Source organism: Methyloversatilis universalis FAM5 (assembly GCF_000214035.2).
Classification (GTDB): Bacteria; Pseudomonadota; Gammaproteobacteria; order Burkholderiales; family Rhodocyclaceae; genus Methyloversatilis; species Methyloversatilis universalis.
Map to the genome: position 1 here is coordinate 73,638 of NZ_AFHG01000030.1, position 20,677 is coordinate 94,314.

Genomic DNA, 20,677 nt, shown 5'->3' on the forward strand with positions numbered 1-20,677 from the left:
GAGCGTCCTCCGCTTCTTGACTGCGTACCCCGCCTCGGTGGCGGGCATTATCAGGCCACGCTGAGACGCGGCTTGCCACGCAGTCGACTGCGCAGCGGGCGGTCGAGTTCGTTCAGGCGGGTGGTCAGCGTGTCCATCAGCGCTTCGCGCGACACCGACTTCGACACGAAGCAGCTGGCGCCGGCTTCGTGGGCGGCCCGTTGCCAGGCCGGATCCTCGATGCCGGACAGCAGCACGATCACCAGCTGGTCAGGCGTGTAGTGCTCGCGCAGCGCGCGGCAGGTGGCGATGCCGTCCATGCCCTGCATCAGGCCATCGAGCAGCAGCACGTGCGGGCACTGCTGGCCGACCAGCAGCAGCGCTTCCTCGCCGCTTTCCGCCTCGCGGATGCGGGTACAGCCGGCACGTTCCAGCGAACGGCGCATCAGGAAGCGTTCGGCCTCGTCGTCGTCGACGATGAGGATGTCCAGCGCGTCCGGCAGTTCGGCATTGCCGCCAGCGCCGTCGAGGCTGCATTCGATCACGCGGCGTGCGGATTCGAGCTGCATGCGGCTGGCGATCGGCACCAGCGTGGTGGCCAGCGCCCAGTCCTTTTCCATCGCGGCGGCCTCAAGCCGGCGCATGGTGTCGTGCAGGTCGAAGGCCTGGGCATGTACCGCCAGCGATTTCAGCGTGTGGGCGGCGCGGCGCAGCGTGCTTTCGTCGCGTTCGCGCAGCGCCTCCTGCAGCGACAGCACGTTGCGCTGCGATTCCTTTTCGTACAGCGCGGCGAAGCGCGCGCGGTCGGATTCGCCGATGCTGTCGATCGAGATCGACGAGGTGCCGGACACCGCGCCGTCCGGCAGCCACTTGCGCACGATGGCGTACAGGTCGTCCTCGCGGAAGGGCTTGGCGAGGTAATCGTCCATGCCGGCGGCGATGCAGTTTTCGCGGTCGCCGTCGTTGGCGCCGGCGGTCAGCGCGATCAGTGGCGTGGCCGGCAGGCCGACCAGCTGTTCGCGGTCACGGATGCGCTTGCAGGCCTCGAACCCGTCCATGCCCGGCATCTGGCAGTCCATCAGCACCACGTCGAAGCGGGCGTGTTCCAGCTGCTGCAGGGCCTGCCGTCCGTCATGCGCCTGGGTTACCCGCAGACCGAACGCTTGCAGCATGTGACTGGCGACTTCGGCATTGACCGCGCTGTCCTCGACCAGCAGCACGCTGCCGGCCAGACGCGGCAGCTTGGGCAGTGACAGCCCGCTGTGGCTGTCGTCCAGCGTGGTGTTCACCACCTTGCACGGCAGCGTCAGCGTGAACGTGGAGCCGATGCCCTGGGCGCTGCGCAGCGCGATCGAGCCGCCCAGCATTTCGGCCAGCTGGCGGGAAATGGCCAGACCGAGGCCGGTGCCGCCGAAACGGCGGGAGGCGGTGTTGTCCGCCTGTGCAAAAGCATCGAACACCCTGCCGTGGTCGCCGTCGGCGATGCCGATGCCGGTGTCGCGGACCGCCATCACCATGCGGATCGAACCGCTGGTCGGGCGTTCCTTCAGCAGCAGGTCGTCGTCGGCGGAATGGGCGCGCAGCGCGATGAATACGCCGCCATGCTCGGTGAACTTGATGGCGTTGCCGATCAGGTTCACCGCGATCTGGCGCAGACGGCCCGGGTCGCCCTCGATCCGGGCCGGGATCGCGTCATCGACATCCAGCGCCAGCGTCAGCCCCTTTTCGCGCGCCTGGGCACTGAGCAGTTCGGTCACTTCGCGCAGCGTGCGGCGCGGATCGAATTCGCTGCGCACCAGATCGAAGCGGCCGGCTTCGATCTTGGACAGATCGAGAATGTCGTTCAGCAGATCGAGCAGGTTTTCGCCCGAGCGGTACAGTGTTTCCAGATAGCGCCGCTGTTCGCCGTTCAGTTCGCTGCGCAGCAGCAGCTGGGCCATGCCGAGCACGCCATTCATCGGCGTGCGGATTTCGTGGCTCATATTGGCCAGGAACTGGCTCTTGGCCTGGTTGGCCTGTTCCGCGGCTTCCTTCGCTTCCTCGTTTTCCTGCGCCACCTGTGCGTGATGCAGCCGCAGGCGGATGAATTCCGCGGTGTTGCGCTGGAAGCGGCGGGCATTGACCACGGCGATCAGCAGGAAGAGCAGGATGAAGCCGCCGAGCACCTCGCGCTCCGGTTCCGGCGAGGACAGGTAGAACACCGCGGTCGGCAGCAGCGTGGGCAGCGCCATGCACACATAGGCCTTCCACATGCCGGTGAGCGAGAACAGGCCGACCGCGGACACCGCGACCAGACACAGCGGCACCACCATCTCATAGGGATGGCCGGGCGGCGGCATCAGCGTCACGCCCAGTGCACCCCAGGTGCAGCCAGCCGCCAGCACGCCCAGCATGAACAGCCATTTCCAGATCAGCGTTTCATTGATGCCCGGCGACACGTGGCGCCAGGCCAGGATGAGGCCGTAGCGGCCGACGTTCACCACCACCATCGCGGCCAGCCACAGCGTCAGTCCGTGTGTATCCACCACCTTGTGCAGCACGCCCCAGATCAGGCTGGACAGCACGATGGCCATCAGCAGCGTGAAGGGCGTGAGGCGATAGGCGAGCGCGACCAGTTCCGCCTCGACCTGGCGTTCCGTACCTTCGTTGCGCGGCGTGCTGCCGTGTGTAAGGAGGGACGTGGGCATGGCGCTGCTCAGGTCGGTCGCATCCGGACCGCGAGGTCCGCTCGGTAAGGGGATGACCGGTTCACGACGACCACGGGGCTTTCTTTAGCCTCAGCGCCACGGCACACCGGCGCAATCACTGGCCGTAGCTCCCGAACTTGGCCAGTACCCGGCTCATTTCCTCGGCATCGAGCAGGCGCGGCGAACCCACCTGCAGCGCGCGCCAGTACTGTTCGCACAGCGATTCGAACTCGACCGCGAGCGCCACCGCCTGCTTCAGGTCACGGCCGCACACCAGCATGCCGTGGTTGGCCATCAGACAGGCGCTGCGCCGGTCCAGCGCTTCCAGCACCGCGTCCGACAGCGCCTGTTCGCCGAAGGTGGCGTAGCGCGCGCAGCGCACGGTACTGCCGCCGAAGCGGGCAATCATGTAGTGAAAAGGCGGGATGTCCGCGCCCAGGCAGGCCAGCGAGGTGGCGAAGGGCGAGTGGGTATGCACGACCGCACCGAACTCCGGTCGGGCGGCGTAGATGTCACGGTGGATGCGCCATTCAGACGACGGCTTCAGACAGCCGCTCCAGCGGCCTTCGAGGTCGACCTCGACCATATCGTCCGGCGCGCAGTCGTCCGGTTCCATGCCGCTCGGCGTGATCAGGAATGCGGAACCGCGGCGCGCGCTGACATTGCCAGCCGCCCCGCGGTTGAGCCCGCACGTTTCCAACCGGCGAGCCGCATTGAGCACCTCGGCGCCGCTGACCTCAGTCATCAGGGTGTGCCCCTGTATTGTGGAGTGAGGCCGATTATCCTGACAACGCCGCGGAATACAAGCGTGTCGGTATGAAATGTTGACGAAGTGCCTGCCGCGGCGCGGCATCATCCGGCGCAAACCCTTGCCGGACAAGGAAGCCGTCTATCTAGAAACCACTTTAAGTTCTGTGGATGAGGGCGTCCGGCCGGCGGCGGTGTCGATCACGCCGCGCTCGGTCACGATGGCGCTGACCAGTGCAGCCGGGGTCACGTCGAAAGCCGGATTGGCGACCTGCCGGCTGTCGTCGAGCACGGTGATGCCGCCTTCGGCGCCGCGCACCACGCGCACCTCGTCGCCGCTGCGTTCCTCGATCGGGATGGCGTCGCCGTCGGCGCACGTCAGATCTATGGTCGACCACGGCGCTGCCACCCAGAAGGGCCGTGCGTGCGCACGCGCCGCCAGCGCCTTGAGATAGCTGCCCACCTTGTTCGCTGTGTCGCCGTTGGCGGCGATGCGGTCGGCGCCGATCACCACCGCGTCGACCTTGCCTTCGCGCATCAGCTGGCCGGCCGCGTTGTCGGCGATCACGGTGTGCGGCACGCCGGCGCGCGCCAGTTCCCACGAGGTGAGCAGGCCCTGGTTGCGCGGCCGGGTTTCCGACACCCAGACGTGGAGGTCCAGCCCCGCCTGCCGCGCCAGGTAGATGCCGGACAGCGCGGTGCCCCAGCCGGTGGTGGCCAGCCAGCCGGCGTTGCAGTGGGTCATCAGATTGATGCGGCCGGTCGCCGGCAGCGCGTGGATGAGCGTCAGCGTGTGCTCGCCGATGGCGCGGTTGGCGGCGCGGTCCTCGTCGCAGATCGCCAGCGCCTCGTGCCAGGCAGCGTCGGCGCGGGCGGAAGGTGCCAGCGGCTGCACCGCGCGCGCGACCCGGTCCAGCGCCCAGGCGAGGTTTACCGCGGTCGGCCGGGTGGCGGCCAGCATGCGTCGCGCGGCGTCGAGCGCCGCGTCGTCGGCCGCCTCGCGCAGCGCCAGCGCCAGACCGAAGGCGCCGATGGCGCCGATCAGCGGCGCGCCGCGCACCTGCATGGTGGCGATTGCGTGCGCCGCCTGCGCGGCCGTGTCGATGCGCAGTTCGTGCTCGGCGAAGGGCAGGCGGGTCTGGTCGAGAATGTGGAGCACATCGTCAGCGATGCGCAGCGGACTGGGTGTGTCGTTCATGGATTGGGCCGGGCGGGCCGTATTGCGTCGGGGCCTGAAGCATAATCCGGGCTCCAAGCCAGATCGATGTCTGCCATGCAGGATTTCAGCGGCCGCGTGCCGTCCAAGCTGCCCGACGTGGGCACCACGATATTCACCGTCATTTCGCGCGAAGCCGCCGAACTGGGCGCACTCAACCTGTCGCAGGGCTTTCCCGACTTCACCGCCGGGCCGGAACTGTTCGACGCGGTGGCGCGCCACATGCACGCCGGCGACAACCAGTACTCGCCGATGGCCGGCCAGCCGGCGCTGCGCGCCGCGGTGTCCGCCAAGATGGCGGCGGTGTACGGCGCACAGTACGACCCGGAGACGGAGATCACCATCACCGCCGGTGCGACGCAGGCGGTCTATACCGCGATCACCGCGCTGGCCGGGCCGGGCGACGAAGTGATCATTTTCGAGCCGGCCTTCGACAGCTATCTGCCGGGCATCCGGCTGGCCGGGGCCATACCGGTGTTCGTGCGGCTGGAGGCACCGCATTTCATGCCCGACTGGAACGCGGTGGCGCGTGCCATCACGCCGCGTACCCGGCTCATCATCACCAACACGCCGCACAATCCGACCGGCGCCACCTGGTCGCTCGACGACCAGCGCCGGCTGGCCGCGCTGTGCGACGGCCGCGACATCCTGGTCATTTCGGACGAGGTGTACGAACACATCATGTTCGACGGCCGCGAACACGCCAGCGCCTGCCGTGTGCCGGAACTGGCAGCGCGCACGCTGCTGGTGTCCAGCTTCGGCAAGACCTTTCACGTGACCGGCTGGAAGGTGGGCTTCGTCTGCGCGCCGCCGTCGCTGACCGCCGAATTCCGCCGCGTGCACCAGTTCAACGTGTTCGCGGTGAACACGCCCTGCCAGCTCGGCCTGGCCGACTACATGGCCGACGCTTCGCGCTATCTCGATCTTGGCGCCTTCTACCAGAAGAAGCGCGACGACTTCCGCGCCCGCATGGCCGGGTCGCGCTTCGAACTGCTGGACTGTGCCGGCACCTATTTCCAGCTCGCCCGCTACGATGCGATCAGCGACGAGCCGGACGCCGCATTCGTGCGCCGGCTGATGCGTGAAGCCGGTGTGGCCACCATACCGGTGTCCGCCTTCCACCACGATGGTTTCGACGCGAAGCTCATCCGTTTCTGCTTTGCCAAGAGCGAAGCGCTCATCGCACAGGCCTGCGAGCGCCTGTGCGCCTATTGAAAGCTGCAATGGAAAACGTCGATTTCGAACTGCGGGGCGAATACGTCGCCCTGTGCGACCTGCTGAAGATCGCCGGTGTGGTCACCAGCGGTGGCGAGGGCAAGGCGCGGGTGGATGCCGGTGGCGTGATGGTGGACGGTCAGCCGGAATCTCGCCGCACCGCCAAGATCCACGCCGGTCAGGTGGTGGAGTGCGACGGCGTGCGGATTGCCGTTCGGTGAAGGGCAGCTTCAAGCTGCAAGATTCAAGTTGCAAGGCGCGGCGGGTCTTTTACGTGCCGCTTGAGTCTTGCGTCTTGCAGCTCGCTCTGGCGAGCCGGCTGGCAGCCGTCAGGCCGCTGCGCACCGCCGCTTCCAGCGTGGCCGGGTAGTCGGGAATGAGGTAGTCGCCGGCCAGCGCGATGCGCGGGTCGGCAGGCGGCTCGATGGCGGCCCGGCCGGGCGTGCAGCGGAAGGTGGCGCGGCGTTCGCTGATGGTGCGCACCCACAGCGGTTCCGGCAGCGCCGGAAACTGGCGCTTCAGCGCGGCCAGCACCCGGCTTTCGACCTCTTCGCGGCTGCCGCGGGCGGCGGACACCACGCAGGCCAGCAGACCGGGCGGGCCGCCGAGCGCGCCGCGGTCGAATACCCAGTGCGGTTCGCCGTCAACGAATCCGGTCATGGCGGACGGCAGGCGCGTTTGGGCATCGCAGGCCACATAGACGGTGCTGATGGCTTCGTACTCCAGCGCGTGCACCGCGCGCGAGATCGGGTCCAGCGCCGGCAGGCCGTCGAGCAGCGCCGGCAGCTGGTGCGGGCTGGTGGCGAACACCACCCGCTCCGCGCTGTGAAGCTGTTCGCCGCAGTCCAGTTCGAAGCCGGTGGCTGTTTCGCGCACGCTGCGCACCCGGGTGCCGCAATGCACCGCCACGCCGCGCGCCCGCAGCCAGAACAGCGCCGGCTCCGGCAGCAGGGCGCCGAGATCGGCACGCGGCAGCAGCAGGTCGGCCGCACCGGGCTCGCCCATCAGGCTGTCGGCCAGCACCCGTGCGAACACTCGGGCACTGGCGTCGTCGATGCCGGTATTCAGTGCTGCCACGCACAGCGGCGCCCACAGGTGGCGTATGCAGCTTTCGGTCTGGCTGGTGCGGGCGAGCAGGGCGGCGACGCTTTCGTCCGCAGGCGGCGGCCGGCGGATCGCGCCCATCAGGCGCAGTGCGGCCAGGCGGTCGCGCCAGCCCAGGCCGCGCGCGCCGATGAAGGCCAGCGCCAGCGCAAGTCGCGACGAGCCGTGCGCGCGCAGCGCGAAGCCGTCGTCGAATTCCAGTGCCAGCGGCAGGCGGTCGAACAGCGTGTCCGGGTCGGCACCGACGGTGCGCATCAGCGCCAGCGTTTCGCTGTAGGCGCCGATCAGGATGTGCTGGCCGTTGTCCAGCGGCAGGCCGTCCATGCGCACGGTGCGCGCACGACCACCCGGCTGCGGCGCCGCTTCGAACAGCGTGGGCTGCAGGCCGCGGCGCACGCAGTCGACCGCGCAGGCCAGCCCGGCCCAGCCGGCGCCGATGATGGCGATCGAAGTGCCTGGCACAGGAGCGCTCAGTTCTTCAGCCAGGTTTTCCACGCCAGCCACAGCTTGCGCAGCGGCGTGAGCGCGATGCGCCGGTCGAGCACGCGGCAGCCGTCGCGCTCGATCTCGTCGAGCAGCGTGCGGTAGATGGCGGCCATCACCAGCCCCGGGCGCTGGGCCGAGCGGTCCTGCGCCGGCAGCGCAGCCATCGCCTGTTCGTAGTATTGACGCGCACGCGCGATCTGGAATTCCATCAGCTGCCGGAATGCGTCGCTGTAGCGCGCGTTCAGGATGTCGGCCGCGCGCACGTTGAAGCGCTGCAGTTCTTCCACCGGCAGGTAGATGCGGCCGCGCCGGGCGTCCTCGCCCACGTCGCGGATGATGTTGGTGAGCTGGAAGGCGATGCCCAGGTCGTGCGCGTACTTCTGCGTGTCGCGGTGGGTGGAACCGAAGATCTGCGACGCCAGCAGACCGACCACCGAGGCGACCCGGTAGCAGTAGAGCTGCAGGCCCTTGAAGTCGAGATAGCGCGACTGGTCGAGGTCCATTTCCATGCCGTCGATGATTTCGAGCAGCTGTTCGCGCGGCAGGCCGTAGTCGCGGATGGCTGGCAGCAGCGCCAGGCAGACCGGGTGCTCCGGCGCGCCGTCGAAGCAGGCATTGATCTGGCCACGCCACCAGGCAAGCTGGGTGCGGGCGATGCCGGCGTCGTCGGTTTCGTCGACCACGTCATCCACCTCGCGGCAGAAGGCGTACAGCGCGGTGATCGCGCGGCGGCGCGGCGGCGGCAGGAAGAGGAAGCTGTAATAGAAGGACGAGCCGCTCTTTGCAGCCTTGTCCTGACAGTATTCGTCGGGGGTCATCGGTCGGTCAGGGCCCTGAACAGGATCAGCGGCCAGTCGGTACGGCCCAGTTTCGGGCGATGGCGGAAGACATCGTAATCGACCTGCTCGATGCGCTGCAAAATGCGCAGCCCGCCCTGCACGATCAGGCGCAGTTCCCAGCCCAGCCGGCCGGGCAGGCGGCGGGTGAGTGGCAGGCCCGAGCGCATCAGCGCGCGGGCCTCATCGACCAGGTGTTTCATCATGGCGCGGAAGGCGTCGTCACAGCGTGCTTCGCGCAGCTGCGACTCGGTCACTCCGAAGCGCGCCAGCGTGTCCAGTGGAATGTAGATGCGGCCGGGCGGGATGCCGTCCGGATTCTTCTTCAGATCGATGGCCACGTCCTGCCAGTGGTTGATCACCTGTAGCGCGCTGCAGATCGCGTCCGACTGCGCGAGGCTGGTCGCGTCATCGACCCGGTACAGGCAGAGCAGCAGCCGGCCGATCGGGTCGGCCGAGCGGCGGCAGTAGTCGCGCAGTTCGGCGTCATCGGCGTAGCGGGTTTTCACCACGTCCTGCGCGAAGGCGTCGAGCAGGTCGTGCAGCAGCGGCAGCGGCAGCGACCAGGCGCGCACCGCACGGGCGAGACGGGCGTGTATCGGGTCGTCCGGCATGCCGCCCTGCTCGATGATGCGCAGCTGGGCGCGGCAGTTTTCCAGCGCGGCCAGACGGGCTTCGGGCGCGGCATCTCCTTCGTCGGCGATGTCGTCGGCATGGCGGGCGAACCAGTAGAGGGCCGACACCGGCTCGCGCAGCGCGGGCGGCATCAGCACGGACGCGACCGGGAAGTTTTCGTAGTGATCGACCGACATGGGGCGCCGAGTATACCGGGGGCGGGTGTACAATCCGCGCCGCGTGCCCAGGTGGCGAAATTGGTAGACGCACTGGATTTAGGTTCCAGCGCCGCAAGGTGTGGAGGTTCGAGTCCTCTCCTGGGCACCAGCCGGACGACCCGGCCGGTTACGCAGATGCAGGTCAGGCCGGCTTTCTGGCCACCATGCCGATCACTGCCGACCGCCCGCAATGGGCGCTGCCCTCGTCGAGTTCGTCCTCGTACTCGTCCAGGCGTTCGATCTCCAGCCCGGCAAAGGCCTCGCGCAGCAGTGCGGCGGTATACAGGTTCTCGACCGCGGACGGCCCGCCGGTGCGGTATTCGAGCTGTTTCGGCGTATAGCCCTGCAGCACGATGCGGCCGCCCGGGCGCAGCGTGCGCTGCAGCCGCTCGAACAGCGCCGCGCGCTCGTCCGGCGCGGCGAACTGTATGAATACCGCCACCACCAGATCGAAGGCGTCGTCCGGATAGATCCAGTTCAGCGCATCGGCCAGCGCGAAATCCACCTTCACGCCGCGCGATGCGGCCAGCGCCTCGGCCTTCTCGATGGCCACCGGCGACAGTTCGGTGGCGGTCACGTCCAGCCCCTGTTCCGCCAGCCAGACCGCGTTGCGGCCTTCGCCGTCGGCCACGCTGAGCGCGCGCATGCCGGGGGCGAGCAGGGCGGCCTGGGCCGCCAGATACCGGTTGGGTGCGGTGCCGAACAGATAGGCCTCCCCGGCCGCGCGGTAACGGTCGGACCAGAAATCCTGTGCGTCAGCGAAGCTCATCGCGTGTGTCCGTGAGGCGGTTCAGTCCTGGATGTGGCCCATGCGCTGGGCCTTGGTGGCCAGATAGCGATGGTTCATCGGGTTGGCGCCGGCATGCAGCGGAATGCGCTCGACCACTTCGACACCTTCGTGCTCCAGCGCCCGCACCTTGAGCGGGTTGTTGGTGAGCAGCCGGGCCTGACGGATGCCGAGGCTGCGCACGATGTGAGCGGCGTAACGGTAGTCGCGCGCGTCGTCCTCGAAACCCAGCATGCGGTTGGCGTCCACGGTGTCGGCGCCGGTGTCCTGCAGCGCATAGGCGCGGATCTTGTTGATCAGGCCTATGCCGCGGCCTTCCTGCCGCAGATAGACCAGTGCGCCGCGGCCTTCCGCCGCGATCGCGCGCAGTGACGCTTCGAGCTGAGGACCGCAGTCGCAGCGCAGGCTGAACAGCGTGTCGCCGGTCAGGCATTCGGAGTGCAGGCGCAGCATGACCGGTGCGCCGTCGCTGAAATCGCCCAGCGTCAGCGCCACGTGTTCGAGGCCGGTGGACGGGTCCTGATAGCCGTGCAGCGTGAAATCGGCCCAGCGGGTGGGCAGGCGGCACACGACCTCCGACGGCGCGCCGGCCTGCGGCAGGGCATCGGCCGGGTGCCGGCCTGCGGTATCGCCATCCGGCAGGTGGCCGATGGCGCGGTACTTCTTTTCACTGGATTGCGTGCTCATGTGCTGCTTTGTGTTGGGGCCTGAAGGGACATGCAGGGGCAGGCCAAGGGGCGTAAGTATGGCCCATGTTGTGCTCCGGGCGGCACGGTCAGCTTAACCAGCGGGCGATCAGCGGCACGACAATTGCCGTGACGACACCATTCAATCCCATTGCAAGCGCGGAGAAGGCGCCCGCCGTCTCACCGAGCTGAAAGGCGCGCGCGGTCCCGATGCCATGGGCGCTCATGCCGATGGCGAAGCCGGTCACCGCCGGGTCACGTGTACCGGTGGCCCTGAGCAGGGCCGGGCCGATGACCGCGCCGACGATGCCGGTCAGGATGACCAGGATGGCGGTCAGCGAGGGCAGGCCACCTATCTTTTCGGAAATGCCCATGGCGATCGGTGTGGTGACCGATTTCGGCGCCAGTGAAAGCAGCGTACGCGGCTCGGCGCCGAGCGCCCGGGCAACCCACCACACCGACAGCACCGACGCCACTGATCCGGCCAGCAATGCCAGCATCGTCGGGCCGAACAGCTGCTTCAGCCGCGGCAACTGGGCATACAGCGGCACCGCCAGCGCGACGGTGGCCGGGCCGAGCAGGAAGTGTACGAACTGGGCGCCGTCAAAATAGACGTCGTAGGGCGTGCCGGTCAGCGTGAGCAGCGCGACGATGAGCGCTACCGCCAGTGCGACCGGATTGGCCAGCGGGTGTGACCCGAGCTTGAGGTAGAGCGCGTGCGCCGCCTGATAGGCCAGCAGCGTCAGCGTGAGGCCGAGCAGCGGGCTGGCCGCCAGATAGACCCACAGCTCGCGGATTTCGCCGCTCATCGCCCGCGCGCTCCGAGGCGCAGCACGGCGGCGGTGACCAGCAGCGTGACCGCGCAGCTCAGCACCACGGCGGCCAATGTCGGCAGCCACTCGCGGGCGAGCAGCCCGGCGTGCACCATGATGCCGGCGCCAGCCGGTACGAACAGCAGCGACAGGTGCTGCAGCAGGGTGTTGGCGGTCTCGCGCAGCGGCGCAGGCGTGTCGCCGCGGATCACCAGAGCGGCGAACAGCAGGGCCATGCCGACCACCGGACCCGGCACCGGCAGCCCCAGCCACTGGACCAGTACTTCCCCGATCAGCTGCAGCACCAGCAGCAGGGTGAGCGACGCGAGCATGGCGACCTCCGGCGGCAAGACATGGCCGGATTCTACGGCGTCCGCAGATGTGCCAAGGCCCCGGTCCTTGCGCTACCGGGGCCTTGTCTGGCGGGTTTCTATCGCCGGATCAGCGATAGCCGGCGCGGTCGAACACCTTCTGCGCCTGGGCGGTGGTGCGGGCCAGTTCGCCGACGTTGAGCGTGTCCGCCTTGAAATTGCCGAGCGACTTCAGTTCGGGATTGGACACGACTGCCGACTTCACGACCGGCCATTCGTTGTTGCCGTTGGCGAAATACGCCTGCGCTTCGTCGGACGCCAGATATTCCAGGAACTTGACCGCCGCCTCCTTGTTCGGCGCGGTCTTCAGCATGCCGCCGCCCGAAATGTTGATGTGGGTGCCGAAGCTGGACTGGTTGGGCCATACCACACCCACCTTTTCCATCATCGCGCGGTCTTCCGACTTGGTCGAACGCAGCAGCCGCACCAGATAGTAGGTGTTGGACACCGCCACGTCGCATTCGCCGACCGCCACCGCCTTGATCTGGTCGGTGTCGCCGCCCTTGGGCGCGCGGGCGAAGTTGGCGACCACGCCGCGTGCCCATTCTTCGGTCTTCGCTTCGCCCCAGTGCTGGATCAGCGCCGCGCCGAGCGACACGTTGTACGGGTGTGCGCCCGAACGCGAGCACAGCTTGCCTTTCAGCGACGGCTTGGCCAGATCTTCGTAGTTGGCCACGTCCGAGGACTTGAGCTTGAGCTTGTTGTAGATGATGACGCGGGCGCGGGTCGAGAACGCGAACCAGCCGTTTTCCGGGTCGCGCAGATGGGCCGGAATGCGTTCTTCCAGCACTGCCGACTTGATCGGCGCGAACAGGCCCATCGCGTCAGCCTGGGCCAGACGGGATGCGTCGACCGTGATGAACACGTCTGCCGGGCTGTTCGCACCTTCGTTGCGGATGCGCTCGACCAGTTCGTCTTCCTTGCCTTCGATGCGGTTGATCTTGATGCCGGTCTGGCGGGTGAAGTTCGAGTACAGCGCTTCGTCGGTCTGGTAATGACGCGCGGAGTAGAGATTGAGCACCTTTTCCTGGGCGATGGCCGGGGACAGCGCCAGAGCGGCGGCCACGGCGGCGGCGATGCGGATCATGCGGGCTTTCATGAGAACTCCGGAAATGTGCGGTTCGGTGCGGGCAGGCGCGCGGAGGGCGGCCACTGCCGACGCGGGCCGGAAATTATCAGAAGCATTTCGTAATTGCAAACCATTCGCAATTGCATTATTGTAAATGCGAATCGTTCTCATGAAGGATATTTGCATGGACGCAGTGCTGGTCGGGGCCGATCGCCTCGGCAACATTCCCGATGTGCTGGCCGAATTCGGCCTGAAGATCCGGCATCACATCACCGGTCGCGATCCCAAGCATCAGCGGCAGGCGCAACGCCTGCCCGGAGGCACCGACGTGGTGATCCTGTTCACCGATTTTCTCGGTCACAACGTGATGAAGGCGTTCCGCGACGCGGCGCGCGAAAGTGGCGTGCCGGTGGTGGCCTGCCGGCGTTCGGTGTGCGCGCTGAAGTCGGCGCTGGAGGGGTGCGGAGCGGTGCGCTGCGCGGAGTGTCCGCGCAGCCGGGGATGATCAGCGCAGCGACATGCCCGAGGTGTCGTCCACCTCGATGCGGCGCGCGCCATTGAAGCGCTTGGCCCAGTAGCGGCCGGTCATGTCGTCCACCCGCACGCCGCCGCCGCGGGAATTGGCGTGCATGAACTTGTTGTTGCCCAGGTAGATGCCGACATGGGAGAAGGAGCGGCGCAGGGTGTTGAAGAACACCAGATCGCCCGGCTGCAGTTCTTCCTTCGGCACGGTTTCACCGACGCGCGCCATTTCGACCGCGGTGCGCGGCAGCAGCACGCCCAGCGCATCCGAGAACACGTGGCGCACGAAGCCGCTGCAGTCAAAGCCGCTCTGCGGCGTATTGCCGCCGAAGCGGTAGCGCACGCCGAGCAGAGAAAGACCGCTGTCCACCAGATCGGTCACCGCGTCCGCTGCTGCCGCGGCGTGCTCGGCGATACGGTCGGCGGGCAGATACTGGGAGAAGGAGAACTTGCCGGATTCCGTGGTCGTGGCCGTGGCCGGTGCCTGGACCGGTTCGGCGTGGGCGGGTGCGACGGCCAGAGCAATACCGGCCACCGCCGCACACAACCACATGCGGAGAAGGGGAATTCGGATCATGGGGCCGGACTATACCGGTGCGATCCCGTACTGCCAAGTTTTCCGACACTGACCGTTTTCCGACACTTTCTTCCGTCCCGGGTGCGCCGCCGTTGCACCGTCCGCGTACTTGTTGCCCGCCATCGGGCCCGCTTCGCCCTTACAATCCGCGTTCCGATGACTTCACGGCCCGTCCGCGTTTCATGAGCGATCCGCAGCCCAGCGATGATGTGATGCACGCCAAGGTGCTTGTCGTGGACGATTCGCGCATGGTCCGGGCGTCCATCATCAAGCGCATCCGCGACCGTTTCGAGTGCCGTGAAGAAGCGGACGGTGAAGCCGGCTGGGCGGCGCTGCTGGTGGATGACAGCATCCAGGTGGTGCTGTCCGACCTCAGCATGCCGCATCTGGACGGCTACGGCCTGCTCGAGCGCATCCGCGCGTCCAACATTCCGCGCATCGCGGAAATCCCGGTCATCATGATTTCCGGCGACGAGGACGACTCGGCGCGCGAGCGCGCCCGGGCGCTGGGCGCCAACGACTTCATCACCAAGGGCATCGGCACGGTCGAACTGCTGGCGCGCATCGAATCGGCCAGCATGCTGAGCAAGGCCAGCCGCCAGCTCGCCGACAGCCGGGAGGCGCTGGCGGCCGCGTCGCCGATCGACCCGGAATCCGGTCTGGCCACGCCGCAGTACATGCAGATCCACGGCGAGCAGCTGCTGTCCGCCGCTGCGCGCTATCACGGCCAGGTGAGCGTGCTCATCGTCGGCATCGACAACTTTGCCGACATCGTGCGCAACTTCGGTCGTCACGTGACCGACCTGATCATGCGCAAGCTGGCCAAGGTGCTGGCCACCAAGGTGCGCAAGGAAGACACCTTCTCGCAGATCGGCGACGGCCAGTTCGCCATCATCACGCCGGACATCAGCCTGCAGAGCGCCGAGCAGTTCGCCAACCGCATGCGCAGCGTGATCGCCGCGACCGCGATGCAGTACCGCGGCCAGACGCTGCGCATCAGCCTGAACATCGGCGTCGCGAACAGCGTGGCCGACGGCGCGGAGTCGGTTTCGCAGATGCTGGGCCTGGCGGTCGCGCGGGCCGACATTGCGCACCGCGAAGGCGGCAACACGGTGCGCAGCAGCGGTGGCGAGCCGCAGAAATTCGCCTGGACCGCCGGCATCGTGAGCATCGAGCGCGCGCTGCTGCTGATCAAGTCCGGCGCGCAGGCGGAAATTGAGCCGCAGCTGCCGGCGCTGATCTACCGTCTGCTGCCGCTGCTCGAGTTGATCGACGTCAAGCACGAGTGCAACTTGCCGCTGGAGCGCTTGCGCGCGCTGGCCGCCGAGGCCGATACTTCGCTGCTCGGCAAATAAGCACACAACAAGAACAACCACATCAATTCAATGGATGTGCGGGGGTTGGAGGAAGTGAATGTCAGCAAGCAAGGAGTTTCGCGCCCGTTCCATCGCTCAGCGTGATGCATTCTGGGCAGAGCAGGCCGAACTGATCGCCTGGCAGGCGAAGCCGCAGCAGATCTGCGATTTTTCCCGCCCGCCGTTTGCCAAATGGTTCGTCGGCGGCACCACGAACCTGTGCCACAACGCAGTGGACAGGCATGCCGCCGAGCGCCCGGACGCCCCGGCCCTCATCTTCGTATCGACCGAAACCGATACCGAAAAGACCTATTCGTTCGCCGAGTTGCAGCGCGAGGTCGAGCGCACTGCAGCCATCCTGCAGTCGCTGGGCGTTGGCCGTGGCGACCGCGTGCTCATCTACATGCCGATGATTGCCGAGGCGGCATTCGCGATGCTGGCCTGTACCCGCATCGGTGCCATCCACTCGGTGGTGTTCGGCGGATTCGCGTCCGGCTCGCTGGCCACCCGCATCGATGATGCGAAGCCCAAGGTCATCGTGTCGGCCGAAGCCGGCATGCGCGGCGGCAAGGTCGTACCCTACAAGCACCTGCTGGACGAAGCCTGCGCGCTGGCCCAGTTCCCGCCGGAAAAGGTGCTCATGGTCGATCGCGGACTGGAAAAGGATTTTCCGCGTACCGAAGGCCGCGACGTCGATTACGCGACGCTGCGCGCGCAGCACATGGACGCGAAAGTGCCCTGCGTCTGGCTGGAATCCAGCGAACCGTCCTACATCCTGTACACCTCCGGCACAACCGGCAAGCCCAAGGGCGTGCAGCGTGACACCGGCGGCTACTGCGTCGCGCTGGCCGCGTCGATGAAGCACATTTACTGCGGCAATCCGGGCGAAACGATGTTCACGACATCGGACATCGGCTGGGTGGTCGGTCACAGCTACATCATCTACGGCCCGCTGATCGCCGGCATGGCCACGCTGATGTACGAGGGCACGCCGCTGCGCCCGGACCCGGGCATCTGGTGGAGCCTGGTCGAGAAGTACAAGGTGTCGGTCATGTTCTCGGCGCCGACCGCCGCCCGCGTGCTGAAGAAGCAGGATCCGGCCTATCTGAAGAAATACGACCTGTCGTCGCTGCGCCAGATCTTCCTGGCGGGCGAGCCGCTGGACGAGCCGACCCACGAGTGGCTGATGACCGCGCTCGACAAGCCGGTGATCGACAACTACTGGCAGACCGAAACCGGCTGGCCCATCCTGTGCGAACTGCCGGGGGTCGAGAAGACGCCGGTGCAGCTCGGTTCGCCCGGTCGCCCGGCCTACGGCTACGACCTGCGCATCTTCCGCGAGGACGGCAGCGAGTGCGGCCCGAACGAGAAGGGCATCGTCGGCATCGTGCCGCCGCTGCCGCCCGGTTGCCTGTCCACCGTGTGGGGCGACGACGACCGCTTCGTGCGCACCTATTTCTCGCTGTTCAAGTCGCCACTGGTGTATTCGTCCTTCGACTGGGGCATCCGCGACGAAGCCGGCTATCACAAGATCCTGGGCCGCACCGACGACGTGATCAACGTTGCCGGTCACCGGCTGGGCACCCGCGAGATTGAGGAAGCCATCCAGGCGCACTCGGCGATCGCCGAAGTGGCGGTGGTCGGCGTGGCCGATCAGCTCAAGGGCCAGTTGCCGCTGGCTTTCGCGGTGGTGAAGGATCCTGCCCGCATCGCGACCGCGGACGACCGTGCGAAGCTGGAAAAGGAAGTGATGCAGACCGTGGATGGCCTGCTGGGTGCGATCGCGCGTCCGGGCCGGGTCATGTTCGTGAACGGCCTGCCCAAGACCCGGTCCGGCAAGATGCTGCGGCGTTCCATCCAGGCGATCGCCGAAGGCCGTGATCCGGGCGATCTGACCACGCTGGACGATCCGAGCACGCTGGACCAGGTGCGTGCCGCGCTGGGCTGACGCTGTACGCAGGTCATGAAAAAGGCACCCTGCGGGGTGCCTTTTTCATTGCTGCGCAGCGCCGCTCAGGCCGCCAGTATCGTGTGCTGGCCCGACCAATGCTCGCCCGGGGCCAGCGTCATCGTCTTTTCGGCAATCGCCGGCTCGACGCACAGCATGCGGCGGAAATCCAGATCCGGCATGTCGGCGAGCGCCTTGCACTTGTGTTCCCACGGGTTCCACACCACCAGATCCGGGAAACCGTGGCTCTGGAAACCGAGCGCGCGCCCGCTGTCGTGCAGCACCACGGTGTCCGGCGCGTCGCGGTACAGGCGGTCCACCTCGTCCTCGACGATGAGGGCGTCCAGCCGGTCATCCTTCACCGTGTCGCCGGCGGTCGCGTCGAGATAGCGGGTGTTGCGCAGACCTTCGAGACGGCAGTTCTCGACCTCCTTCACCCGCAGATAGCTGTGCAGTGCGGCGGCGAAATCGAAGGCGGCGTCGCCGGTGTTCTCGACATCCAGTTCCAGATCCAGCCGGTTGCCGCTGACCACCACGGTCAGTTCCAGCGCGAAGTCGTGCGGCCACAGCGCACGGGTCGCGTCGTCGGTCACCAGCCTGAGGGTCGCGGTGGCGAAATCCTTCGACACCCGGCTTTCATCGACCTGCCAGACCCGGGTCCGGGCGAAGCCGTGGCGCGGCCCGTTACCGCGCTCGGCGAACTGCGGAAAGATGACCGGTATGCCGCCGCGCACCGCGCTGCGGCCATCGAAATGCGCCGCCGGCGACAGGTAGAGCCGCTCGCTGCCGCCCGCCGGTATCCAGGACAGCAGCTGTCCGCCGAACAGACTGATCAGGCAGCGTGCGCCATCGGGCGCGGTCAGCTCCAGCGCGGGCTGGCCGTGGAAATCGATGGTCAGGACTGAGGCGGAAACGGTGTTCATCGGCAATGGAGATCGGTGAGAAAGGCGGCGGATTCTAGCCGCGTTCAGGCGTCCAGACCCTGGCGCACGCAGGCCACATAGGCGGCGCCGTCCGGCGGCTGACGATCACGCTGCGCGCGCCAGATGGTTTCGCCCAGACAGTCCAGCACCCGGTGCAGCGCCGCGTGTTCGTCGCCCAGTTTCGCGCGCTGCGCCTCGAACGCCGCCCGGATGCCCGGCGGCTGGTCGATCGCCAGCTGTTCCTCTATCGCCAGGTGCAGCGACATGTGCAGGAAAGGGTTGGTTTCGCCCAGTTCCGGCGGGTATTCGCGACTGAGTGCGCGCTCGCCCTGGTCCATCAGGGACTGGTATTCCGGATGGCGGCCGATGATGGTGAGTGCGAGCACTTCCATCTGGGTCAGCGGCTGCGGACCGTTGCGCTTGGCCCAGGTGTCGAGGAAGAACTGGCGCGCCTGGTCTCGGGTCGGGTTGTACATGTGCAGGTGAAAAGCGGTGCGCGGACCGCGTATTGCAACACAGCGGCCGCCGGATGCCCAACTTCACCCTGTTGTGCGATATGTACTAGGACATATGAATTATTTCTTTCGGCCTTCACGCGCCCTAAGGTAAGTACAGCGCGCAGCCGGCCGTACGCCGGATGTGCCCGGACACGGAGGTGGCGTATGGCGTGCCAGATGGAGAGGCCGGCGGACAATCCGCCGGAGCGCGACTGGGAACCCGCGGACTGCTTCCGCCTGCTGCTGGTCGGCGGTGCGGAAGACCGGCCGCCCGCCGCGCTGGCTGCGCACTGGGCGGATCTGGCGGGCTGGGAGATCGAACAGGTCAGCAGCGTTCAGGAGGCCTGCCGCGGTCGAAGCCGCTACCGGCCGCACGCGGTACTCGCTGAAGTCGCCTCGGCCGGGGCCGCGCAGCTGCTGCGCCAGTTTCCGGAAGCGCGTCAGGTGCTCTGGCTGGACGAATGCACCGACCCGACCGCCGCGGCCGGCTTCGATGCCGCGGTCTGTGCCCACTGGTGGCAGCGCGCCCGCTACCCGGCCTCCCTGCGTGCGCGCACCGAAGTCATCCATCCCGGGCTGACGGTGCGAGACGCAGCCTTGCCGGGTACGCGCGATCCCTATGGTCTGGCGCTGCGGGCCGACGAATGGCGGACCACTTCCGAACTCGACTGGCTGGCCGGTCTGTTGCCCGGACTGGCGTCCTCACCGGTCCGCTTCGTCGTGTCCGGCCGTCCGGCGCCGGCGCTGCTCGATCTGCTGGCGCCGTTCTCGCCGCTGATCACCGCAAGCGATCGCGACGCTCAGGGGCGGGCGGCGGTGTCGCTGCATGCGGGCGGTCACAGCCAGCCGCTGCTCGAAGCGATGGCCGCCGGTTGCGCAGTGGTCGCCGCTGACCGCGAGCCTGCGCGTGAGGTGGTGCGCGACAGCGTGAATGGCGCGCTGATCGGCGACAGCGAGCAGGGCGCGGCGCGCCTGCGCACGCTGTTCACGTCGCCGGACCAGGTCAGGCGCATGGTGCGTGAGGCGCAGGATGATCTGCGGCGTGATTTCGACCCGCTCGCCGCCGCGCTGCGGTGTGCGCGGCTGCTGTCGCAGGGTCACGTCGATCCGCAGCGGATGGACCGCTGGGCCACCGGCTCGCTGCCCGGCGAGTGGATCGCGCTGCACGCCTGAACCGGCGGCCGGGGTGGCGGCGATCAGTAGCTTTCGTCGATGTCGACCGCCTGCAGCACGATGGCCGCGATTTCCTCGATCGACTTGTGGGTGGAATCCAGCCAGCGTATGCCTTCCATGCGCATCAGTTTCTGCGCCGCGTCCACCTCGAAGCGGCAGTTGTCCAGCGATGCGTAATGGCTGTTGCGGCGGCGCTCCTCGCGGATCTGGGACAGCCGATCCGGTGCGATCGTGAGGCCGAACAGCTTGGGGCGGTACTTCACCAGTTCGGTCGGCAGCTTGCCGCGCTCGAAATCCTCGGGAATCAGCGGATAGTTGGCCACCTTCACGCCGAACTGCATGGCCATGTAAAGGCTGGTCGGTGTCTTGCCGGAGCGCGACACGCCGACCAGGATCACGTCCGCCTGTTCCAGTTCCTTGTGTGACATCCCGTCGTCGTGGGCCAGCGAGAAATTGATCGCCTCGATCCGTCGCTGGTAGTCGGCACTGTCTTCCATGCCCTTCGCGCGGCCGACGCTGTGGCTGGACGGCTGCCCCAGTTCCTCCTCCATCGGTCCGACGAAGTGCTCGAACATGTCGAGGAAGAGGGCGTCTGCCTGGCGTACGGTGCGCGCCACCTCGGCATTGACGATGGAGGTGACGACGATGGGCCGGACGCCGTCGCGCATCTTGGCTTCGGTCAGGCGTTCCACGCAGTCCAGCGCGTTGTCGACCGAATCGACGAAGGGCACCCGGGTCTGGCGGAACTTCACGCCTTCGAACTGCGAAAGCAGGCTGCGTCCCAGGGTTTCGGCGGTGATGCCGGTGCTGTCCGATATGAAGAAGACGGTTCTCATGCGGGTCCGATCAGGAAT

Annotated in this window: 21 protein-coding genes and 1 tRNA gene; 7 read left to right on the forward strand and 15 right to left on the reverse strand. The window is 67.3% G+C overall.

Annotated elements, in window-relative coordinates; translation table 11 throughout:
* Window positions 1-50: 50 nt before the first annotated feature.
* From METUNV1_RS03220 to mtnA, 3 genes are all read right to left on the reverse strand, one after another.
* On the reverse strand, window positions 51-2,666 hold the full coding sequence (locus METUNV1_RS03220; RefSeq protein ID WP_008058786.1) for a response regulator: 2,616 nt from the start codon (window positions 2,664-2,666) through the stop codon (window positions 51-53).
* 115 nt (window positions 2,667-2,781) lie between these two features.
* Entirely contained in the window at window positions 2,782-3,411 is a 630-nt protein-coding gene (locus tag METUNV1_RS03225; protein ID WP_008058787.1) for a class II aldolase/adducin family protein, read from the reverse strand.
* Between the two features lie 144 nt (window positions 3,412-3,555).
* Entirely contained in the window at window positions 3,556-4,611 is a 1,056-nt protein-coding gene (gene mtnA, locus METUNV1_RS03230; RefSeq protein ID WP_008058788.1) for an S-methyl-5-thioribose-1-phosphate isomerase, read from the reverse strand.
* A 66-nt stretch (window positions 4,612-4,677) separates the two neighbouring features.
* Between mtnA and METUNV1_RS03235 the strand changes: the two genes are divergently transcribed.
* Window positions 4,678-5,844 (forward strand): methionine aminotransferase, encoded by a 1,167-nt coding sequence (locus METUNV1_RS03235; protein WP_269746535.1) that lies wholly within the window; start codon window positions 4,678-4,680, stop codon window positions 5,842-5,844.
* Between the two features lie 8 nt (window positions 5,845-5,852).
* Window positions 5,853-6,065, forward strand: a complete 213-nt coding sequence (locus tag METUNV1_RS03240) for an RNA-binding S4 domain-containing protein (protein ID WP_008058801.1) — start codon at window positions 5,853-5,855, stop codon at window positions 6,063-6,065.
* Window positions 6,066-6,114: 49 nt separating this feature from the next.
* Here METUNV1_RS03240 and hpnE read toward each other — a convergent pair whose 3' ends face one another.
* The 3 genes from hpnE to hpnC are packed head-to-tail and all read right to left on the reverse strand — an operon-like array spanning window position 6,115 to window position 9,082.
* Window positions 6,115-7,410: a hydroxysqualene dehydroxylase HpnE gene (gene hpnE / locus METUNV1_RS03245; protein ID WP_008058802.1), complete on the reverse strand. Its 1,296-nt coding sequence runs from the start codon at window positions 7,408-7,410 to the stop codon at window positions 6,115-6,117.
* An 8-nt stretch (window positions 7,411-7,418) separates the two neighbouring features.
* Complete coding sequence (hpnD, locus tag METUNV1_RS03250) at window positions 7,419-8,252, reverse strand: presqualene diphosphate synthase HpnD (RefSeq protein WP_008058803.1); 834 nt, start codon at window positions 8,250-8,252, stop codon at window positions 7,419-7,421.
* A complete protein-coding gene (gene hpnC / locus METUNV1_RS03255; RefSeq protein ID WP_008058810.1) occupies window positions 8,249-9,082 on the reverse strand; it encodes a squalene synthase HpnC in 834 nt (277 codons plus the stop codon). Before hpnC ends, hpnD begins: the two co-directional genes overlap by 4 nt.
* 45 nt (window positions 9,083-9,127) lie before the next feature.
* Here hpnC and METUNV1_RS03260 point away from each other — a divergent pair.
* Window positions 9,128-9,212 (forward strand) — tRNA-Leu (locus METUNV1_RS03260).
* Between the two features lie 33 nt (window positions 9,213-9,245).
* On the opposite strand, the gene METUNV1_RS03265 is transcribed toward METUNV1_RS03260, so the two are convergent.
* The 5 genes from METUNV1_RS03265 to METUNV1_RS03285 all read right to left on the reverse strand — a co-directional run bounded on the left by METUNV1_RS03265 (window position 9,246) and on the right by METUNV1_RS03285 (window position 12,858).
* Window positions 9,246-9,872, reverse strand: coding sequence for an SAM-dependent methyltransferase (locus METUNV1_RS03265; protein ID WP_008058811.1), 627 nt, complete (start codon window positions 9,870-9,872; stop codon window positions 9,246-9,248).
* 21 nt (window positions 9,873-9,893) lie between these two features.
* Window positions 9,894-10,577 carry a GTP cyclohydrolase II gene (ribA, locus tag METUNV1_RS03270; RefSeq protein WP_008058812.1) on the reverse strand — a complete coding sequence of 228 codons (684 nt, stop codon included), beginning with the start codon at window positions 10,575-10,577 and terminating at the stop codon, window positions 9,894-9,896.
* An 88-nt stretch (window positions 10,578-10,665) separates the two neighbouring features.
* Complete coding sequence (locus tag METUNV1_RS03275) at window positions 10,666-11,385, reverse strand: LrgB family protein (protein ID WP_008058813.1); 720 nt, start codon at window positions 11,383-11,385, stop codon at window positions 10,666-10,668.
* Window positions 11,382-11,720: a CidA/LrgA family protein gene (locus METUNV1_RS03280; RefSeq protein ID WP_008058814.1), complete on the reverse strand. Its 339-nt coding sequence runs from the start codon at window positions 11,718-11,720 to the stop codon at window positions 11,382-11,384. The genes METUNV1_RS03275 and METUNV1_RS03280 overlap by 4 nt, the downstream gene beginning before the upstream one ends.
* Before the next feature lie 109 nt (window positions 11,721-11,829).
* Window positions 11,830-12,858: a Fe(3+) ABC transporter substrate-binding protein gene (locus METUNV1_RS03285; RefSeq protein ID WP_008058815.1), complete on the reverse strand. Its 1,029-nt coding sequence runs from the start codon at window positions 12,856-12,858 to the stop codon at window positions 11,830-11,832.
* A gap of 154 nt (window positions 12,859-13,012) precedes the next feature.
* Here METUNV1_RS03285 and METUNV1_RS03290 point away from each other — a divergent pair, with 154 nt between their 5' ends.
* Window positions 13,013-13,333: a DUF2325 domain-containing protein gene (locus METUNV1_RS03290; RefSeq protein WP_008058816.1), complete on the forward strand. Its 321-nt coding sequence runs from the start codon at window positions 13,013-13,015 to the stop codon at window positions 13,331-13,333.
* Here the strand turns inward: METUNV1_RS03290 and METUNV1_RS03295 are convergent, their stop codons facing one another.
* Entirely contained in the window at window positions 13,334-13,885 is a 552-nt protein-coding gene (locus METUNV1_RS03295) for a C40 family peptidase (RefSeq protein WP_232416273.1), read from the reverse strand. It abuts the gene before it with no gap.
* 224 nt (window positions 13,886-14,109) lie between these two features.
* Here METUNV1_RS03295 and METUNV1_RS03300 point away from each other — a divergent pair, with 224 nt between their 5' ends.
* Window positions 14,110-15,282 carry a GGDEF domain-containing protein gene (locus METUNV1_RS03300; RefSeq protein WP_008058818.1) on the forward strand — a complete coding sequence of 391 codons (1,173 nt, stop codon included), beginning with the start codon at window positions 14,110-14,112 and terminating at the stop codon, window positions 15,280-15,282.
* 58 nt (window positions 15,283-15,340) lie between these two features.
* On the forward strand, window positions 15,341-17,230 hold the full coding sequence (locus tag METUNV1_RS03305; protein ID WP_008058819.1) for a propionate--CoA ligase: 1,890 nt from the start codon (window positions 15,341-15,343) through the stop codon (window positions 17,228-17,230).
* A 65-nt stretch (window positions 17,231-17,295) separates the two neighbouring features.
* Here the strand turns inward: METUNV1_RS03305 and METUNV1_RS03310 are convergent, their stop codons facing one another.
* Window positions 17,296-18,153 carry a D-hexose-6-phosphate mutarotase gene (locus METUNV1_RS03310; protein ID WP_008058820.1) on the reverse strand — a complete coding sequence of 286 codons (858 nt, stop codon included), beginning with the start codon at window positions 18,151-18,153 and terminating at the stop codon, window positions 17,296-17,298.
* 44 nt (window positions 18,154-18,197) lie between these two features.
* The gene (locus METUNV1_RS03315) at window positions 18,198-18,629 is read right to left on the reverse strand and encodes a DUF1841 family protein (protein WP_008058821.1); all 432 of its coding nucleotides are present in this window, start codon (window positions 18,627-18,629) and stop codon (window positions 18,198-18,200) included.
* A gap of 198 nt (window positions 18,630-18,827) precedes the next feature.
* Here METUNV1_RS03315 and METUNV1_RS03320 point away from each other — a divergent pair, with 198 nt between their 5' ends.
* The gene (locus tag METUNV1_RS03320) at window positions 18,828-19,823 is read left to right on the forward strand and encodes a glycosyltransferase (protein WP_139026275.1); all 996 of its coding nucleotides are present in this window, start codon (window positions 18,828-18,830) and stop codon (window positions 19,821-19,823) included.
* 23 nt (window positions 19,824-19,846) lie between these two features.
* On the opposite strand, the gene ppsR is transcribed toward METUNV1_RS03320, so the two are convergent.
* Window positions 19,847-20,659: a posphoenolpyruvate synthetase regulatory kinase/phosphorylase PpsR gene (gene ppsR / locus METUNV1_RS03325; protein ID WP_008058823.1), complete on the reverse strand. Its 813-nt coding sequence runs from the start codon at window positions 20,657-20,659 to the stop codon at window positions 19,847-19,849.
* Between the last annotated feature and the right edge of the window lie 18 nt (window positions 20,660-20,677).

Coding starts and splice junctions, on each gene's coding strand:
- METUNV1_RS03290 (WP_008058816.1), top strand. CDS start 13,013: ATGGACGCAGTGCTGGTCGGGGCCGATCGCCTCGGCAACATTCCCGAT.
- METUNV1_RS03235 (WP_269746535.1), top strand. CDS start 4,678: ATGTCTGCCATGCAGGATTTCAGCGGCCGCGTGCCGTCCAAGCTGCCC.
- ppsR (WP_008058823.1), bottom strand. CDS start 20,659: ATGAGAACCGTCTTCTTCATATCGGACAGCACCGGCATCACCGCCGAA.
- METUNV1_RS03275 (WP_008058813.1), bottom strand. CDS start 11,385: ATGAGCGGCGAAATCCGCGAGCTGTGGGTCTATCTGGCGGCCAGCCCG.
- mtnA (WP_008058788.1), bottom strand. CDS start 4,611: ATGAACGACACACCCAGTCCGCTGCGCATCGCTGACGATGTGCTCCAC.
- METUNV1_RS03305 (WP_008058819.1), top strand. CDS start 15,341: ATGTCAGCAAGCAAGGAGTTTCGCGCCCGTTCCATCGCTCAGCGTGAT.
- METUNV1_RS03280 (WP_008058814.1), bottom strand. CDS start 11,720: ATGCTCGCGTCGCTCACCCTGCTGCTGGTGCTGCAGCTGATCGGGGAA.
- METUNV1_RS03315 (WP_008058821.1), bottom strand. CDS start 18,629: ATGTACAACCCGACCCGAGACCAGGCGCGCCAGTTCTTCCTCGACACC.
- METUNV1_RS03310 (WP_008058820.1), bottom strand. CDS start 18,153: ATGAACACCGTTTCCGCCTCAGTCCTGACCATCGATTTCCACGGCCAG.
- METUNV1_RS03220 (WP_008058786.1), bottom strand. CDS start 2,666: ATGCCCACGTCCCTCCTTACACACGGCAGCACGCCGCGCAACGAAGGT.
- METUNV1_RS03265 (WP_008058811.1), bottom strand. CDS start 9,872: ATGAGCTTCGCTGACGCACAGGATTTCTGGTCCGACCGTTACCGCGCG.
- METUNV1_RS03300 (WP_008058818.1), top strand. CDS start 14,110: ATGAGCGATCCGCAGCCCAGCGATGATGTGATGCACGCCAAGGTGCTT.
- ribA (WP_008058812.1), bottom strand. CDS start 10,577: ATGAGCACGCAATCCAGTGAAAAGAAGTACCGCGCCATCGGCCACCTG.
- METUNV1_RS03225 (WP_008058787.1), bottom strand. CDS start 3,411: ATGACTGAGGTCAGCGGCGCCGAGGTGCTCAATGCGGCTCGCCGGTTG.
- METUNV1_RS03240 (WP_008058801.1), top strand. CDS start 5,853: ATGGAAAACGTCGATTTCGAACTGCGGGGCGAATACGTCGCCCTGTGC.
- METUNV1_RS03320 (WP_139026275.1), top strand. CDS start 18,828: ATGGAGAGGCCGGCGGACAATCCGCCGGAGCGCGACTGGGAACCCGCG.
- METUNV1_RS03285 (WP_008058815.1), bottom strand. CDS start 12,858: ATGAAAGCCCGCATGATCCGCATCGCCGCCGCCGTGGCCGCCGCTCTG.
- hpnC (WP_008058810.1), bottom strand. CDS start 9,082: ATGTCGGTCGATCACTACGAAAACTTCCCGGTCGCGTCCGTGCTGATG.
- hpnD (WP_008058803.1), bottom strand. CDS start 8,252: ATGACCCCCGACGAATACTGTCAGGACAAGGCTGCAAAGAGCGGCTCG.